Below are 14,511 nucleotides of genomic sequence, written 5' to 3'. Positions count from 1 at the left end.
AAGTCTCCAGTTGCATGACATTAAAAAGGTTCGGCGCCGGCCGGCACGCGCGCGGGCCGCATCGCGTCGCGGCGCGGACGGCGCGCGGCACGCAGCAGCAATGCGCCGAATGCGACGAGTGCCACGTCGATCGGCCAGTACACGGGCTCGCCCGCGCCGAGCAGCGCGATCGCGCAGTGCGTCACACCGGCCAGCCCGTACGCGGCGCCGGCCGCACGCATCAGCCTGCGCAGCCAGGCCGCGCGATCGGCCACGCAGGCGGCAAGCGCGACTGCGCCGCCCCACACGGCCCAGAACAACGTTGCGAGCACATGGTCGACGTGCCCGCCATCGGGCAACGCACGCCCGGCGAGCAGCAGCACGCCACCCGCGAGCACGAGCCCGCCGCAGGTGCCGACGGCAATCGCGGCCAGCACGTTCGCGGAGCGATCGTGCTGCGCACGCCGCCGCTCGATCCACAGATGCAGCCCCGTCGCGCAGAGCGCGCACGCGGCGAGCCCCATCAGGAAATGCACGACGCGCAGCACGCCGCCCATCGCCCCCACCCAGCCGTATTGCGCGAAGTGCAGCGGCTGCACCGCGATGAACGCACGCAGCCAGAAACCTCGGCCGCGCGACGTGGCATCCGCGAGCCATTGCCCGTCCGCCGCGCGGTACAGGTGACGCTCGAACACCGCCGTACTCGGCAAGCCGGCAGTCGTGCCGGCGATCTCGACGCGCGCGTTCGCATCGCCCCAGCGATGCAGCACGACGGCTTCGCGCCGGAAATCCGGCACGCGCGCCGCATCGCGCCGCAGCAGCGCATCGAGATCGGGCGCGCGTTGCCACGCGCCGCCGGCTGCGGCAGGCGGCGGCCCGCCGAGCAGTTCGGCGAACGCGCGCTGCGGCTGCCCCGGATACGCGACACCCGCGAGCGACACCGTGCCGAGCGCGCCGATCCCCGACAACGCGCCGGTGAACGCGAACAGCACGAGCCACGGCGAGCCCCACAGGCCGATCCACGCGTGCAGGTCGAACAACGCGGCGCGCAACCCTTTGCCGCGCCGAATGCGCGCCGCGTCGGGCCAGCGCCGGTGATGCACGATCACCCCCGCGACGATGAGCACGAGCAGCGCGATCCCCCACAGGCTCACGAAGATGCGCCCGGGAAAGCCCGCGAACAACGTCTTGTGCAGCGTGACGAGCAACGCCGCGCGTCCGCTGTCGGCCAGCCGCTCGCCCGTCGCCGGGTCGAGCGCCAGCGTGCACGCCTGGCGCGCGTCGCAGAAACGGATCGCCGGATCGTCCGGTTGCGGCAGCACGATGCGCGCATCGCGCAACGGCACGCCGAGCGCCACCGCACGCGCGACGAGTTCATCAAGCGGCAGTGACGGTCGCGCGACGGCGACCGGCGGCGGCCGCCACCAGCCCTGCATCGAATCGGTCGCGAGACTCCAGGTGCCGCTGAACAGCACGACGAACAGCACCACGCCGAACAGCGCACCGGCACCGCGATGCAGCGCACGCCAGCGCGAACGCAATGAAGCGTCCATGTCAGCGCCCTCCCCAGAACATCGCGCACGGCACGAGCATCGCGAGCCAGGCACCCGCGCGCCACGCGGCCTGGCGCCGCCCGGGTGCGACGAGCACCCACAGCAGCGCGACGACGCTCGCGGCAAGCGACAGCAACACGGCCGCATAGAGCCGGTTCAGGCCGTCGGCCGGGTAATGACGGGCCAGCGTGACCGCAAGCGCGACCGCGCCCGGCAGCACGCCGCCGATCGCAAGCGCCGCGCGCGTCCCCCAGCCGCCCGCCATCAGAACTGCCCGCGCACGGTCAGCATCACGTTGCGCGGTTCCCCGTAACGGTTGTTCCAGCCCGGGTTGCTCAGGCTCAGGTAGTACTTGCGGTCGAACAGGTTGTTGACGTTGACCGCCGCGCTCCAGTGCTTGTCGTAGCGGTAGCCGAGCCGCAGGCTCGCGAGCGCGTAGCCGCCCTGGCTCAGCGTGACGCCGTTCGCCTGCGCCGAGTAGTTGCTCTGCACCTGCACGCCGCCGCCGACGCTCCAGCGCCGCTCCTGCCACGGCAGGTCGTAGTTGGTCCACAGCCGGAACAGGTGGCGCGGGTTCAGCAGCGGCGCGAACGAGCCCGCGTTCGCGAGGTTGTCGGCATAGCTCATCGTGTCGTACGTGTAGCTCGCCCACACGCTCCACCACGGCGTGATGCGACCATTCGCCTCGAACTCGAAGCCCTGGCTGCGCACGCTGCCGCCATTGACGTAGTAGCAGTTCGGCCCCGCGCACGGATGCGCGAGATCGACCTGCGGGTTGTTGTCGAGATCGATGCGGAACGCCGCGAGCGACACGTTCAGCTTGCCGCCCGCCAGTTCGCCCTTCACGCCGGTCTCGTAGGTGCGCCCCTTCACCGGCGTCAGGATGCCGCCGCCCCACATCGACTTGGTTTGCGGCTGGAACACTTCCGCATAGCTCGCGTACCACGACCAGTCGTGCGCGAAGTCCCAGATCAGCCCGCCGTAAGGCGTGAACTGGTGGCCGGTGTTGTAGTGCGCGCCGAGGCTGTCCTGGTTCCACCAGCTCATGCGGCCGCCGAGCACGAGCGTGACGGGTTCCGCGAGCTTGATGCGGCCGAGCCCGTACACGCCCTTCTGCGAAACGTCGTTCTGCTGCGACTGCTGGTACGGGCCGACGCCCGGCTCGGGCACGCTGTCCGGGTTCCAGCGGTACACGTTCACCGGCGTGCCGGACACATCGCCGAGCAGCTGCGCCGACATCTGCCCGCTGCTGCTGTTCGCGTAGGTCACGCCGAACATCAGGTCGTGCGTGAGCCCGAACGCATGCACCGGGCCCTGCACGTTCGCATCGAGGCTGCGGCTGTAGGTGCTGAACCGGTACGCGCCGCCCGTCAGCGCGCCGCCTGCGCCGGTCACCGGATCGATCGCGCCGAACGAGCCCGCGTACTTCAGGTCGGAGCGCACGCTCTGGTATTCGCCGCTCACCTTCGCCTTCCAGCCGCCGCCGAGCTTCTGCTCGACCGAACCGAACGCGCGCGTCGTGTCCCAGTCGAAGCTGCCCCACGCGGTGTCGAGGAACGTCGAGCGCGACAGGCCGAGGCTCGATCCGTCGCGCGCCATCGGCACGCCGGACATGTCGGGCACCGATCGGGGCGTCTGGTACTGCGCGCCGAACGTAAGCAGCGTGTCGCGCGTCACGTCGACTTCCGTGACGCTGTAGATCGACCGCGTATCCTGCTTCGCGTGGTCGTAGAAGAAGTGGCGATCCTCGTAGGCGGCGACGAGCCGGCTGCGCACGGTGCCCGCCGCATTGAGCGGCCCGCCGATGTCGGCTTCCGCGCGATAGCGGTCCCAGCTGCCGACGCTCACGCTCGCATTCGCGGAGAACTGGTACTGCGGCCGCTTGCGTACGAGGTTGACCGTCGCGGCCGGGTTGCCCGAGCCGTGCAGCAGGCCGTTCGCGCCGCGCAGGATTTCCACGCGCTCGTACACCGACATGTCCTGCGGCGCGCTCGCCATGTCGCCGATCACGATCGGCACGCCGTCGAATTCGAACGAATCGACCTTGAAACCGCGCACGAAATACGCGGTGGTGAGCAGCACGTAGGGCTGCACCGTCACGCCCGCCGATTGCTGCATCACCTCGTCGAGCGAGTACAGGTTCTGCTGGTCGATCCGTTCACGCGTCGTCACGCTGACCGACTGCGGAATCTCCCGCAACGCCAGCGGCATCTTGCCGACCGTCGCCACCGACGGATCGTCGGCCACGCCGCGCGACGCGGTCACCGAAATCGCTTTCAGCTCACCCGTGGCGGGCTTCACGGCGGTCGCCTCTTCCTTCCGGACTTCCGCGCCGGCCGCCGACGCCGGCACCGTATCGGCGAACGCCGCCGCCGGATGCGCGGCGATCAGCAGGCCGAGATACAGCGACGGACGCCAGCGCCCTCGCCCGAAACGGGCGACGCACGCGCCCTTCGTCCTTGATCTCCCAGGTTCCAGCACCTCGTACCGCATTCACGCCCCCGTATTTGATAATCATTCTCATTATCAAATAGAACCGGCCGGCGATTTTTCGATCGAGGGGCTTTTCCTATCGATTCCGGACACGCCGGATCGCATTGTTCACGTCAGTGCTCGGATTCCGCCGGCCGGGCATCCGCGTCCGTATCCGCATCGGCAGGCGGGACCGAGTCGGGCGACCGCCCGGCGCGGGCGAATGTCGCGTACCACGCATCGGTCTCGACCAGCTGCGCATGCGTGCCGGTCGCCCGCACCCGGCCCCCGTCGAGCACGACGATCGTGTCGGCGGCGGCCGCGAGCGCCGGCTGGTGCGTGACGACGACGCGCGTGCGCTGCCCGCGCAGCGCGACGAGACTGTCGCGCACGCGACGCGCGCTCAGCTCGTCGAGGCTCGCGGTCGGCTCGTCGAACATCAGCACCGGCGCACGCGCCAGCAGCGCGCGCGCCAGGCACGCACGCTGGCGCTGCCCGCCTGACAGCAACTGGCCGCCCGGCCCCACGTCGGATTCGAGCCCGTCCGGCAATCGCTCGGCGTCGCGCAGCAGGCCGACCGCGTCCAGCGCGGCGCGCAGTTCGTCATCGGACGCGTCCGGCCGTCCCATCCGCACGTTCCACGCGAGGCTGCCGCGAAACAGCCCGTTGTCCTGGAACACGAGGTTGCGCGTCGCGGCGAGCGTCGCCTCGCTCAGGTGCCGCACGTCGGTACGGCCGAGCAGCACGCGCCCGGCGCCCGGATCGTCGAGCCGCGCGAGCAGGCCCAGCAGCGTGCTCTTGCCGGCCCCCGTAGGGCCGACGATCGCGACGAAGCCGCCCGCCGGGCAATGGAGGTCGACGCCGTCGAGCAGCGTCGCGCCGGTGGCCGAGCGGTAGCCGACGCGCACCGCGTCGACACTCGCATCGTGTCCCGGCGTGCCGCGCTCGGGGCTGTCGAAACGCGGCGCGTGCAGCACCGCGAGCACGGTGTCAAGCGCGCGCCAGCCGCCGCGCAGCGCCTGGTCGAGCTGCGTGAGCTGTGCGAGCGGCTCGATGAAGCGCACGAGCAGCACGAGCACTGCCACGGCCGTCGCCGCATCGAGCCGGCCGGTCGAGACGGCCCACGCGCCGCCGACCAGCATCGCAACGAACACGCCCTGCACCGCGCCCGCGAACCCGAGCTCGATCTGCAGCGAGCGCCGCATCAGCGCACGCGTGCGGCGATGCTGCTCGTCGAACGCGTGCTGCAAAGCCGCACGCGCGTCGCCTTCCTGGCCCGCGAAGCGCAACAGCCCCTGATGCGCGGCGAAGGTCTGAAGCTGCACGGCCATGTCGCGCTCGCCTGACGCGCGCGATTGCTCGAACACGAGCGTGCGGGTGCCACCGCGTTCGAGCAGCGCGAACAGCAGCGCGGCCGCCGCCGCGAGGCACAGCGCGATGCGCCAGTCGATCCATGCGAGCCCCGCAACGACCGCGAGCGGTGTCACGACCGCGCCGATCAACGGCCCGAGCAGGTGCGCCGGAATCCCCATCGCCTGCATAACCGGCCCGCGCAACAGCCCGGCCGGATGCGTGTCGCGCACGGCCTGCCACGACGCGATGCGCGGCAGGTGCCGCACGAGGCGTTCGACGAGACCGGCCGCGAGCGCGCCGCCCGCGCGATAGCCGCCGCGTTGCGCGACGTACAGCACGAGTGCGTGGCACAGCGTCAGCGCGCCGAGCGCGATCGTCCAGTGCAGCACGGCCGCGTGCCCGCCAGCGAACCATGCGCGGATCAACGGCACGAGCAGCAACCCGCAGGCGCCGTCGAGCAACGCGGCCGCCACCGCCCAGCCGGCTCCGCGCCACAGCGCGCGACGCGTTTCGGATGGCAAGCACTGCAAACGTTTGAGCGACTTCATCATCAGGCGGCCTCCCCGCCTGCGGCGCCGCGTTCGCTCCATAGCCGCGCATACAGCCCGCGCGCGGCCAGCAGCGCCGCATGCGTGCCGCGCTCGACGATGCGGCCGCGATCCATCACGAGAATCTGGTCCGCATGCCGGATCGCATCGAGATCGTGGCTGACGATCACGCGCGTGCGCGCGTCGCCGCGCAACGCATTGCGCAACGCACGCCCGGTTTGCGGATCGAGCGCCGAGGCCGGTTCGTCGAGCAACAGCAACGGTGCGGGCGACAGCAGCGCGCGCGCAATCGCCAGCCGCTGCAGTTCGCCGCCGGACAGCCGCACGTCGCGTCCGCACACACAGTCGTAGCCGCCCGGCAACGCGTCGATGCGTTCGTCGAGACAGGCCGCGCGCGCGGCTGCGCGAATCGCGTTGCGATCGGCGTCCGGCCGGTAAAGCGCGATGTTCGCCGCGATCGACGCGTCGAGTGCGGCGGCCTGCTGGAACACCATCGCCACCTGCTCGCGCCGCGTATCCGACGCGAGCCGCCGCAGATCGGCGCCGCCGAGCCGCACCGTGCCGCGGTCGGGATCCATGAAGCGCGCGAGCAGCATCAGCAGCGTGCTCTTGCCCGCGCCCGACGGCCCGACGATCGCGGTGGTCGTGCCGGCCGCGATCGTCGCGTCGATATCGCGCAGGATCGGCGCGCCGTCGATGTCGACACTCACGCCGCTCAGTTCGACCGACGCGTCGCGCGGCACCTGTGCAACGCCATCGACTGGCTCGGGCAGGCCCGGCTGGGCGAGCAACGCATCGAGGCGTGCGGCGGCCGCGCGCGCTTCTCGCAGTGCGTCGGCACCGTGGCCGAGCGCACGCACCGGTGCGGCGACTGCCCAGATCAGCAGCGCGAACACGCACAGTTCGCCGACCGGCAGACGGCCGGCCGTCAACCACGTCGCACCGAACACGACCCAGGCAAGCAGGAACGGCGTGCCGAGCAGCACCTGCGTGCAGGCGCCCGGCCCGCCGACGCGGCCGACCCACGCTGAAAACGCCTGCTCGAAGCGCCCGGTCGATGCCAGCGCGGCCGCCTCGATGCCGGCGCCCGGATACTGCCGCACGAGCGCCGGGTTCTGCGCGAGCTGCGCGTAATCGCCCATCAGTTGTTCGAGCGCCGCGTTGCGCGCCGCGATGGCCGGTGCGAATCGCGCCGAACGCATCCAGCGGAACAGCGCGGCCCCCGCGACGAGCGGCACGAGCGCCCATGCGAGCAGCACGGGATTCAGGTAAAGCAGGCATGCGAGCGCTGCACACGGCACGACGATCAGTTGCGTGACGTCGGCCGGCGCATGCGCGACGAGCTGGTGCAGCGCGCGCACGTCCTGGTCGACGTGACGCGCGACGCGATCGCTGCCCGCGCGCGCGAACCAGCCGAGCGGCAAGCGTTGCAGATGATCGGCGAGGCGCCTGCGCAAGCGATCGGCGAGATCGGCGTCGACGCGATGCGTCAGGTGCAGCGCGATCGTCTGGCCGCCCAGCCAGCCCACACCGGCCACCACGGCCGCGACGAGCCAGCCGCGCGCCGTCGCGTCGAGCTGCGCCGTCGCGCGCCACGCGTCGGCGACCCGGCCGAGCGCGAGCCACGGCACGAGCGATGCGACGCCCGCCAGCGCCTGCAGCACGACCGCCGCCGCGAGCGGCACCGCGAACGGCCGCAACATCGAAAGCAACGGCCCCTTCATACGGCACGCTCCAGCAGCATGCCGAGCGTGGCCGCGCACGCGTCGCCTGGAGGCGGCTCCGGAAAGCCGAGCTGCGTGGTCAGTTGCCGCCAGACGCGCGTCACGTCGATGCTGCACGGGTTGCACGCCTGCCGCCCTTCGCCCGACTCGAACCGATCGGCCGCGCGCACGGCCGCCTGCGGCCAGCTACGCGTCGGCAGGCACGCGAGTTCGGCCGTGCCCCGCGTATGCGCGACGCGGCTGAAGCGCGGCGCGCGGACCGTTTTCCGCGAACGGGCGAGCGGCAGCGCCGCGATCATCGCGACGAACGGCGCGCGAAAGGCAACGGGAGAAAAACAGGAAGGGCCGGAATGATCGATTCCGGCATCGACAGCGGTCTGGCTCATGAGCACGCCTTGCATAGGTCGTTCGATGGCGGATCCGCTCGGCGGCGGCCACCCGTGGATGAAAATCTATCTCACCCACACCCATGAGCACGGTCGATTGTTTTAGGCTGCCGGTCAGTTGCTTTAGATTGCCGCGCGCTCCAGTTCGACGTCGTCAATCGCGTTCGACGACGCACGAATATCGCTCGGCGAAATCCCGTAGCGCTTGCGGAACGCAATCGAAAAATGCGCGGGGCTGTAGCCGACGCGGTACGCGACGGTCGACACGTTCGCGTCCTCCGCGCACAGCATCGCGTGTGCGGTCCGCAACCGGTATTCCTGCAGGTACGCGTACACGCTCGCGCCGAACACCTTGCGAAAACCGGCGGTCAGCTTGCGCGAATTCATCCCGACGCGGCCCGCGAGCGCGTCGAGCGTCGGTGGATGCTGCAGCTCGCGCGTCAGGATGTCGCTCGCCGCATACACGCGCTCCACGTCCGACGACGTGACGCGTACGTCGGCCGGCGCGAACTGCCGCTGCGTCGCCAGCAACTGCGCGCTCAGCGCGGTCAGCTCGAAGGCCTTGGCCTTCAGGTAGTACTCGCGCACCGCACCCTCGAACTGACACGTTGCAATCTGCACCGCGAGCGCCTGCAGCGCCTTCGACGCCGGGCAACTGACGATGCGCGGATCGCTGCCCGTCGGCGCGAGCATCGTCTCCGGCAGCAGGCTCAGGTCGCGGTCGAGCGCATCGAGGCCGAGCTGCACGATCGTGTAACGCAACGGCATGTCGCGATCGTAGATCTGGTGCGTCGTGAATTCGCCGTCGTTGGCGATCACGCACAGGCCCGGCCCCTTGATGCATTGCTCGGGCTGGCCCGGCACGCGGCAGCGCAACTGCCCGCTCTGCACGAGGACGAGCTTCAGCCCTTTTTCGAGCGGCTCCTCGTACCAGTCGCGGCTGTCCGAACACAGCGTGCCGCTCACGAGTTTCATGCCTGCATCGATGTGCATCACGCCCGGATGATTGCCGGGGACGAGCACCGGTGGATGACGTCGTGACGAAGCGAAGGAGGTCGAGCTCATCGGAGGTCCGTTGGTTAGGCGGCACGCGCGGCACGGCGCGCGCCGGCGGCAACCGGCCGATGGTCCGGCCGGGCCGGGGCCGCGCGACAGGCGCCCGATCGAATGAAATGGCCGCGACATCGAAAGAAACGACGCGGTCGCGGCACTTGCCGCAAATGATAATACCTCTCATTTACATTTTCTGACAACTTGCCGGCACCCCGGGTCAGTGCGTGCCATCCTCCCGTCCTCCGTGGCGCCGGCCGTCCCGGTCAGGTTGTCGGGCACGCAGGCAGCGATCCACGTGCGCGATGGAGCGGCGGAGGCCGATGCTCGCGGCTCGGCAAAGAGATCGGCCTCGTCGACGGTCGAGTGATCCGTCATCGCGGCGGCCGCGTGCTTCACAACAGCGGCAGCGTGAGCCGGATATGTTCGGCGAACGCCGCCGTCAGATGCGACGGCCGCTTGCGGTCGAACCTCAGCGCAATGCCCACGGCCGGCAACGGCGGCAAGCGCGGATCGCCGGTGACGATCGCCAGGTCGGCCGGCACCGCCGTCTGCGTCATCACCGCGAACGCCTGCCCCGAACGCACCAGCGCGATCAGCCCCGCGAGACTGCTGCTCGCATACGCGACGCGGTAATCGCGGCCGGCACGATCGAGCGCATCGCAGGCCGCGACGTGATCGAGCGTGTCGCGATCGGACAGCGCCAGCGGCAACGGATCGAAATGCGCGGGTTCGAGCCCCGGATAGCCGATCCAGACCAGTTGCTCGCGGCGAATGATGTCGTCGTGCTCGCCATCGTCCGGCAATGAAATCATCGCCAGGTCGACCGCGCGTTTCTCCAGCTGTTCGACGAGCCGCGGCGTCGGCCCGCATACGACTTCGACGATCGCCTGCGGATGCTGGCTCGAAAACTGCCGCAGCAGCGAAGGCAGCCAGACCTCTGCGTAATCGTCCGGGCACCCGAAGCGGATCGTCCCCGACAACCCCGTGCCGCACAGGTCGGCCATCGCCTCGTCGTGCAGCCGCAGGATGCGCTGCGCATGCACGAGCAGCCGCTCGCCCGGATGGGTCAGCACCACGCCGCGCCCGGTGCGCTGGAACAACGGCTGATCGACGACCTCCTCGAGCCGCTTCATCTGCTGGCTGAGCGCGGACTGGGTCCGGCCGACCCGCGCGGCCGCGCGGCTGAGCGCGCGCACCTCGGCGATCACGACGAACGAGCGCAGCAGGTCGATTTCGAGCGAAAGCCCCAAGGTATTAGCTCCTTTTCTACCTTGCATAAGAACTATTCGTTTCCATCAAATCAGACACGCGCCTAGACTGCAAGCGCCCCCTGTCCCTTGCCCCTTGTCTGGAGACGCCCGATGTCCCTGAACGACGACCCGACCTTCTGGCGCAACGCCAGGCAGCACCTGGTCCGCTACGGCGGCACGTTCGAGCCGCTGATCATCGAGCGCGCGAAAGGCAGCTTCGTGTACGACGCGGACGGCCGCGCGATCCTCGATTTCACGTCGGGCCAGATGAGCGCGGTGCTCGGCCACAGCCATCCGGAGATCGTGTCCGTGATCGGCGAATACGCGGGCAAGCTCGACCACCTGTTCAGCGGAATGCTGTCGCGGCCGGTCGTCGATCTCGCGACGCGCCTCGCCGACATCACGCCCGCCGGGCTCGATCGCGCGCTCTTGCTCAGCACCGGCGCGGAATCGAACGAAGCGGCGATCCGGATGGCGAAGCTCGTCACCGGCAAGTACGAGATCGTCGGCTTCGCGCAGTCGTGGCACGGGATGACGGGCGCGGCCGCGTCGGCCACGTACAGCGCCGGCCGCAAGGGCGTCGGCCCGGCGTCGGTCGGTTCGTTCGCGATTCCGGCGCCGTTCGCGTACCGGCCACGCTTCGAGCGCAACGGCACCACCGACTTCCTCGCCGAACTCGACTACGCGTTCGACCTGATCGATCGCCAGTCGAGCGGCAACCTCGCGGCCTTCATCGCGGAGCCGATCCTCAGTTCGGGCGGGATCATCGAGTTGCCGGAAGGTTATATGGCGGCGCTCAAGCGCAAGTGCGAGGAACGCGGGATGCTGCTGATCCTCGACGAGGCGCAGACCGGCGTCGGGCGCACCGGCACGATGTTCGCGTGCCAGCGCGACGGCGTGACACCCGACATCCTGACGCTGTCGAAGACGCTCGGCGCCGGGCTGCCGCTCGCGGCCATCGTCACGTCCGCGCAGATCGAGGAACGCGCGCACGAACTCGGCTATCTGTTCTACACGACGCACGTGTCGGATCCGCTGCCGGCGGCCGTCGGCCTGCGCGTGCTGGACGTGGTGCAGCGCGACGGACTCGTCGCACGGGCGAACCTGATGGGCGACCGACTCCGGCGCGGCCTGCTCGACCTGATGGAACGCTTCGACTGCATCGGCGACGTACGCGGACGCGGGCTGCTGCTCGGCGTCGAGATCGTCAAGGATCGCCGTACGAAGGAACCGGCGGACGGGCTCGGCGCGAAGATCACGCGCGAATGCATGAATCTCGGGCTCAGCATGAACATCGTGCAGTTGCCCGGCATGGGCGGCGTGTTCCGGATCGCGCCGCCGCTGACCGTCAGCGAAGCGGAGATCGATCTCGGGTTGTCGTTGCTCGAGCAGGCAATCGCACGCGCGTTGTAACGCGGAGCGGCAACGCCCTGCCCTGCTTCGGCACGATCCGTCGCACCGGTTCGACGAATCGGCGTGACGGACGCGCGATCGATCAGCCTGCTTCCGCCGCCCACGCCACGGCATCGGCGCCGGCCGGAATGCGCATCGGGCAGGACGGATCGGTCGCCGCACGCCACACGGCTTCGGCGACGTCCTGCGCATGGGTGATCGGCGCGGATTCGTCGACCAGGCGCGCAAAGGTCGCCGCGACAAACGCCGCATAAGCCTCATGCTCGAAGCCGTGCATGTGCGCGCGCGCGTTGTCGGCGAAACGCGTATCGGGCGCACGGCCCGGCAGCACGAGACGCGCGCGCACGCCGAACGGTTCGAGTTCGAGCGCCACCGATTCGGTGTACGCATTAACTGCCGCCTTGCTGGCGCGATAGGCGGCCAGCAGCGGCAGCACCTTCAGCGTGACGCTCGACGTGACGTTCACGACCACACCGGCCCCGCGCCGGCGCAACTGCGGCAGCACCGCTTCCGTGACCGCGATCGTGCCGATCGTGTTGGTTTCGAACAGCGCACGCACGGTGTCGATCGGCATCAGTTCGGCCGGTGCGGCCGCGCCGAAACCCGCATTGTTGACGAGTACGTCGATCGGGCCGGCGGCGTCGATCGCCGCGCGGATGCTGTCGGGGTTCGTGACATCGAGCGCCAGCACGCGCAGGTGCGCCGACGGGGGCAGCACGTCCTCGCGCGGCGTACGCATGGTCGCGACGACCTGCCAGTCGCGGGCCAGGAAATAGCGGGCAATCTCGAGCCCGAAGCCGGAGGAACAGCCGGTGATCAATACGGTCTTCATGCGAACTCACTCCTGTGACGTGTTGAGCATGTGTCCGTACGATAGATGGCCGAATCCGTATTCGCTACAATCGAAAATCCGATTTTCATTTGCAAGAGTCCGGCGATGATCGACCCGTTGACCGAAGTCGTGACCCTCCTGCAACCGGGTGCGCGGCACTCGAAATACATCCGCGGCGCAAGCCCGTGGTCGATCAGCCGCACGGTCGCAGGCGAGCCGTTCTATTGCGCGATCCTCGACGGCGGGTGCCGGATCGCGATCGACGGGCACGCGCCGATCGCGTTGCTGCCCGGCGATTTCATGCTGATTCCGGCGGTATACGGCGTCGCGATGTCCAGCCTCGAACCACCGCCGCCGGGCGTCGAAACCGCCCCGCCGGTCGAACTCGACCCCGGCGAATTCCGGATCGGCGATCCCGCCAACCCGGTCGACACGCGGATGATGGCCGGCAACTGCACCTTCGGTTCGTCGGACGCATCGCTGCTGATTTCGCTCTTGCCCCGATTCGTACACGTACGCGGCGAACCGCGGCTGACCACGCTCGTGCAACTCGTGCGTGACGAATCGCGTGCGCAGCGCCCCGCGCGCGACATCGTGCTGGCGCGCCTGCTGGAAGTACTGCTGATCGAGGCGCTGCGCTTCACGTCCGGCACGAACGCGTCGCCCGGCCTCGTGCGCGGGCTGGCCGACAGCCGGCTGGCCGCCGCGATCCGCCGAATGCACGAACGCCCGGCGCATCCGTGGACGATCGTCGAGCTGGCGAAAGAAGCCGCGCTGTCGCGCTCGACCTTTTTCGATCGCTTCAGCCGTGCAGTCGGCCTCGCGCCGATGGAATACCTGCTCACGTGGCGCATGGCGCTCGCGAAGGATCTGCTCCGCCGCAACGAGGGCCGCATCGCCGAGATCGCGGGGCGCGTCGGCTACAGTTCGGCGAGCACCTTCAGCGTCGCATTCACGCGCCACGTCGGCCGGCCGCCCGCGCAATATGCACGCGACGAACGGGCGGCGGCGAACGAAGCATAATGCGCACCCGCAACCCCTGCCTCGCGACCTGCGTGCCCTGCTTCCGGATTCCCTGATCGATCAACACGCGTCGGCGCCCCAGCCGGTTGCGCCGGACGAACAGGCAGGCGCACGCCGCTCAGGTACCCGTCGACGTATATTTGCGCACCCCGAACCGCCACGCGACGAAGCACGCGCCCAGGAACACGAACGCAACCCCCGGCGCGAGCGGCAAGAACCAGCCCGGCGCGCCGAGCGGATCGGGCTTGCCGAGGATCGCCAGCACCGGGAAGTACGCGATGCACGCGATCGGCACGACGAACGTCAGGAAATGACGGAGCCAGCCCGCATAAAGACTGATCGGGAACTGCGCGGCCTGAACGCCGCCGTACGTGACGACATTGACGACTTCCAGGCTCTCGACGGTCCAGAACGCGAGCGTGGCCTGCAGCACCATCAGCCCGAAGAACAGCGCAACGCCGCCGGCGATCGTCCACAGGGCCAGCGCGATCGCCGTGGCGTTCCAGTCGAAATCGAGCGCGCGCGTCGCGACGACCAGCACGACGATGCCCTGCAGCAGCCGCCCGATCACGCGCAACCGGAAGTCATGGCCGATCAGTTGCAGCGTGGCCGTGCGCGGACGCAGCAGCAGGCGGTCGAAATCGCCCGTGCGGATGAAGTCGCTGCCGAACACGTCGAACCCGCGGCTGATGAAATCGGCGATCGCGAAGCTGACGCTGACCATCCCGAAGAACATGCAGATGTCGCCGAAGCGCCAGCCCTGCACGTCGCCGAAGCGGTCGAACAGTGCCCAGATGCCGACCAGCTCGATCAGGGTCGTCAGGAACGTGCCCGCGCCGAGCATCAGGCTCGAGGCCGGATACTGGAGCTGGGCGCGGATCGAGGTGGCGAAGTAGCGGGACAGCAGGCGGGCGGCATTCATCGG

Annotated in this window: 12 protein-coding genes; 2 read left to right on the top strand and 10 right to left on the bottom strand. The window is 69.5% G+C overall.

The window, feature by feature from the left end; genetic code table 11:
• Nucleotides 1-20: 20 nt before the first annotated feature.
• The 8 genes from ACN8ZM_RS19160 to ACN8ZM_RS19125 all read right to left on the bottom strand — a co-directional run bounded on the left by ACN8ZM_RS19160 (nt 21) and on the right by ACN8ZM_RS19125 (nt 10,345).
• Complete coding sequence (locus ACN8ZM_RS19160; protein ID WP_420212068.1) at nt 21-1,532, bottom strand: PepSY-associated TM helix domain-containing protein; 1,512 nt, start codon at nt 1,530-1,532, stop codon at nt 21-23.
• Between the two features lies 1 nt (nt 1,533).
• Nucleotides 1,534-1,797 (bottom strand): hypothetical protein, encoded by a 264-nt coding sequence (locus ACN8ZM_RS19155; RefSeq protein WP_420212067.1) that lies wholly within the window; start codon nt 1,795-1,797, stop codon nt 1,534-1,536.
• Entirely contained in the window at nt 1,797-4,025 is a 2,229-nt protein-coding gene (locus ACN8ZM_RS19150; RefSeq protein ID WP_420212066.1) for a TonB-dependent siderophore receptor, read from the bottom strand. The genes ACN8ZM_RS19155 and ACN8ZM_RS19150 overlap by 1 nt, the downstream gene beginning before the upstream one ends.
• A gap of 113 nt (nt 4,026-4,138) precedes the next feature.
• Nucleotides 4,139-5,908: an ABC transporter ATP-binding protein gene (locus ACN8ZM_RS19145; RefSeq protein WP_420212065.1), complete on the bottom strand. Its 1,770-nt coding sequence runs from the start codon at nt 5,906-5,908 to the stop codon at nt 4,139-4,141.
• A complete protein-coding gene (locus ACN8ZM_RS19140; RefSeq protein WP_420212064.1) occupies nt 5,908-7,629 on the bottom strand; it encodes an ABC transporter ATP-binding protein in 1,722 nt (573 codons plus the stop codon). The genes ACN8ZM_RS19145 and ACN8ZM_RS19140 overlap by 1 nt, the downstream gene beginning before the upstream one ends.
• Nucleotides 7,626-8,015, bottom strand: coding sequence for a hypothetical protein (locus tag ACN8ZM_RS19135; RefSeq protein WP_420212697.1), 390 nt, complete (start codon nt 8,013-8,015; stop codon nt 7,626-7,628). The genes ACN8ZM_RS19140 and ACN8ZM_RS19135 overlap by 4 nt, the downstream gene beginning before the upstream one ends.
• A 123-nt stretch (nt 8,016-8,138) precedes the next feature.
• Nucleotides 8,139-9,080: a helix-turn-helix transcriptional regulator gene (locus ACN8ZM_RS19130; RefSeq protein ID WP_420212063.1), complete on the bottom strand. Its 942-nt coding sequence runs from the start codon at nt 9,078-9,080 to the stop codon at nt 8,139-8,141.
• A 380-nt stretch (nt 9,081-9,460) separates the two neighbouring features.
• Entirely contained in the window at nt 9,461-10,345 is an 885-nt protein-coding gene (locus tag ACN8ZM_RS19125) for a LysR family transcriptional regulator (protein WP_080741481.1), read from the bottom strand.
• A gap of 84 nt (nt 10,346-10,429) precedes the next feature.
• On the opposite strand from ACN8ZM_RS19125, the gene ACN8ZM_RS19120 reads away from it, so the two are divergent.
• Complete coding sequence (locus tag ACN8ZM_RS19120) at nt 10,430-11,731, top strand: aspartate aminotransferase family protein (RefSeq protein WP_420212062.1); 1,302 nt, start codon at nt 10,430-10,432, stop codon at nt 11,729-11,731.
• 82 nt (nt 11,732-11,813) lie between these two features.
• Here the strand turns inward: ACN8ZM_RS19120 and ACN8ZM_RS19115 are convergent, their stop codons facing one another.
• Nucleotides 11,814-12,563, bottom strand: coding sequence for an SDR family oxidoreductase (locus tag ACN8ZM_RS19115; protein WP_420212061.1), 750 nt, complete (start codon nt 12,561-12,563; stop codon nt 11,814-11,816).
• 45 nt (nt 12,564-12,608) lie between these two features.
• Here ACN8ZM_RS19115 and ACN8ZM_RS19110 point away from each other — a divergent pair, with 45 nt between their 5' ends.
• A complete protein-coding gene (locus tag ACN8ZM_RS19110) occupies nt 12,609-13,586 on the top strand; it encodes a cupin domain-containing protein (RefSeq protein ID WP_420212060.1) in 978 nt (325 codons plus the stop codon).
• A 118-nt stretch (nt 13,587-13,704) separates the two neighbouring features.
• Here the strand turns inward: ACN8ZM_RS19110 and ACN8ZM_RS19105 are convergent, their stop codons facing one another.
• On the bottom strand, nt 13,705-14,508 hold the full coding sequence (locus ACN8ZM_RS19105) for an ABC transporter permease (RefSeq protein ID WP_043180264.1): 804 nt from the start codon (nt 14,506-14,508) through the stop codon (nt 13,705-13,707).
• Nucleotides 14,509-14,511 lie beyond the last annotated feature (3 nt).

The organism is Burkholderia aenigmatica (assembly GCF_048627025.1).
Lineage (GTDB): Bacteria > Pseudomonadota > Gammaproteobacteria > Burkholderiales > Burkholderiaceae > Burkholderia > Burkholderia aenigmatica.
The sequence above is the reverse complement of the archived record's forward strand: the minus strand, read 5'-3'. Positions and strand labels throughout refer to the sequence as shown.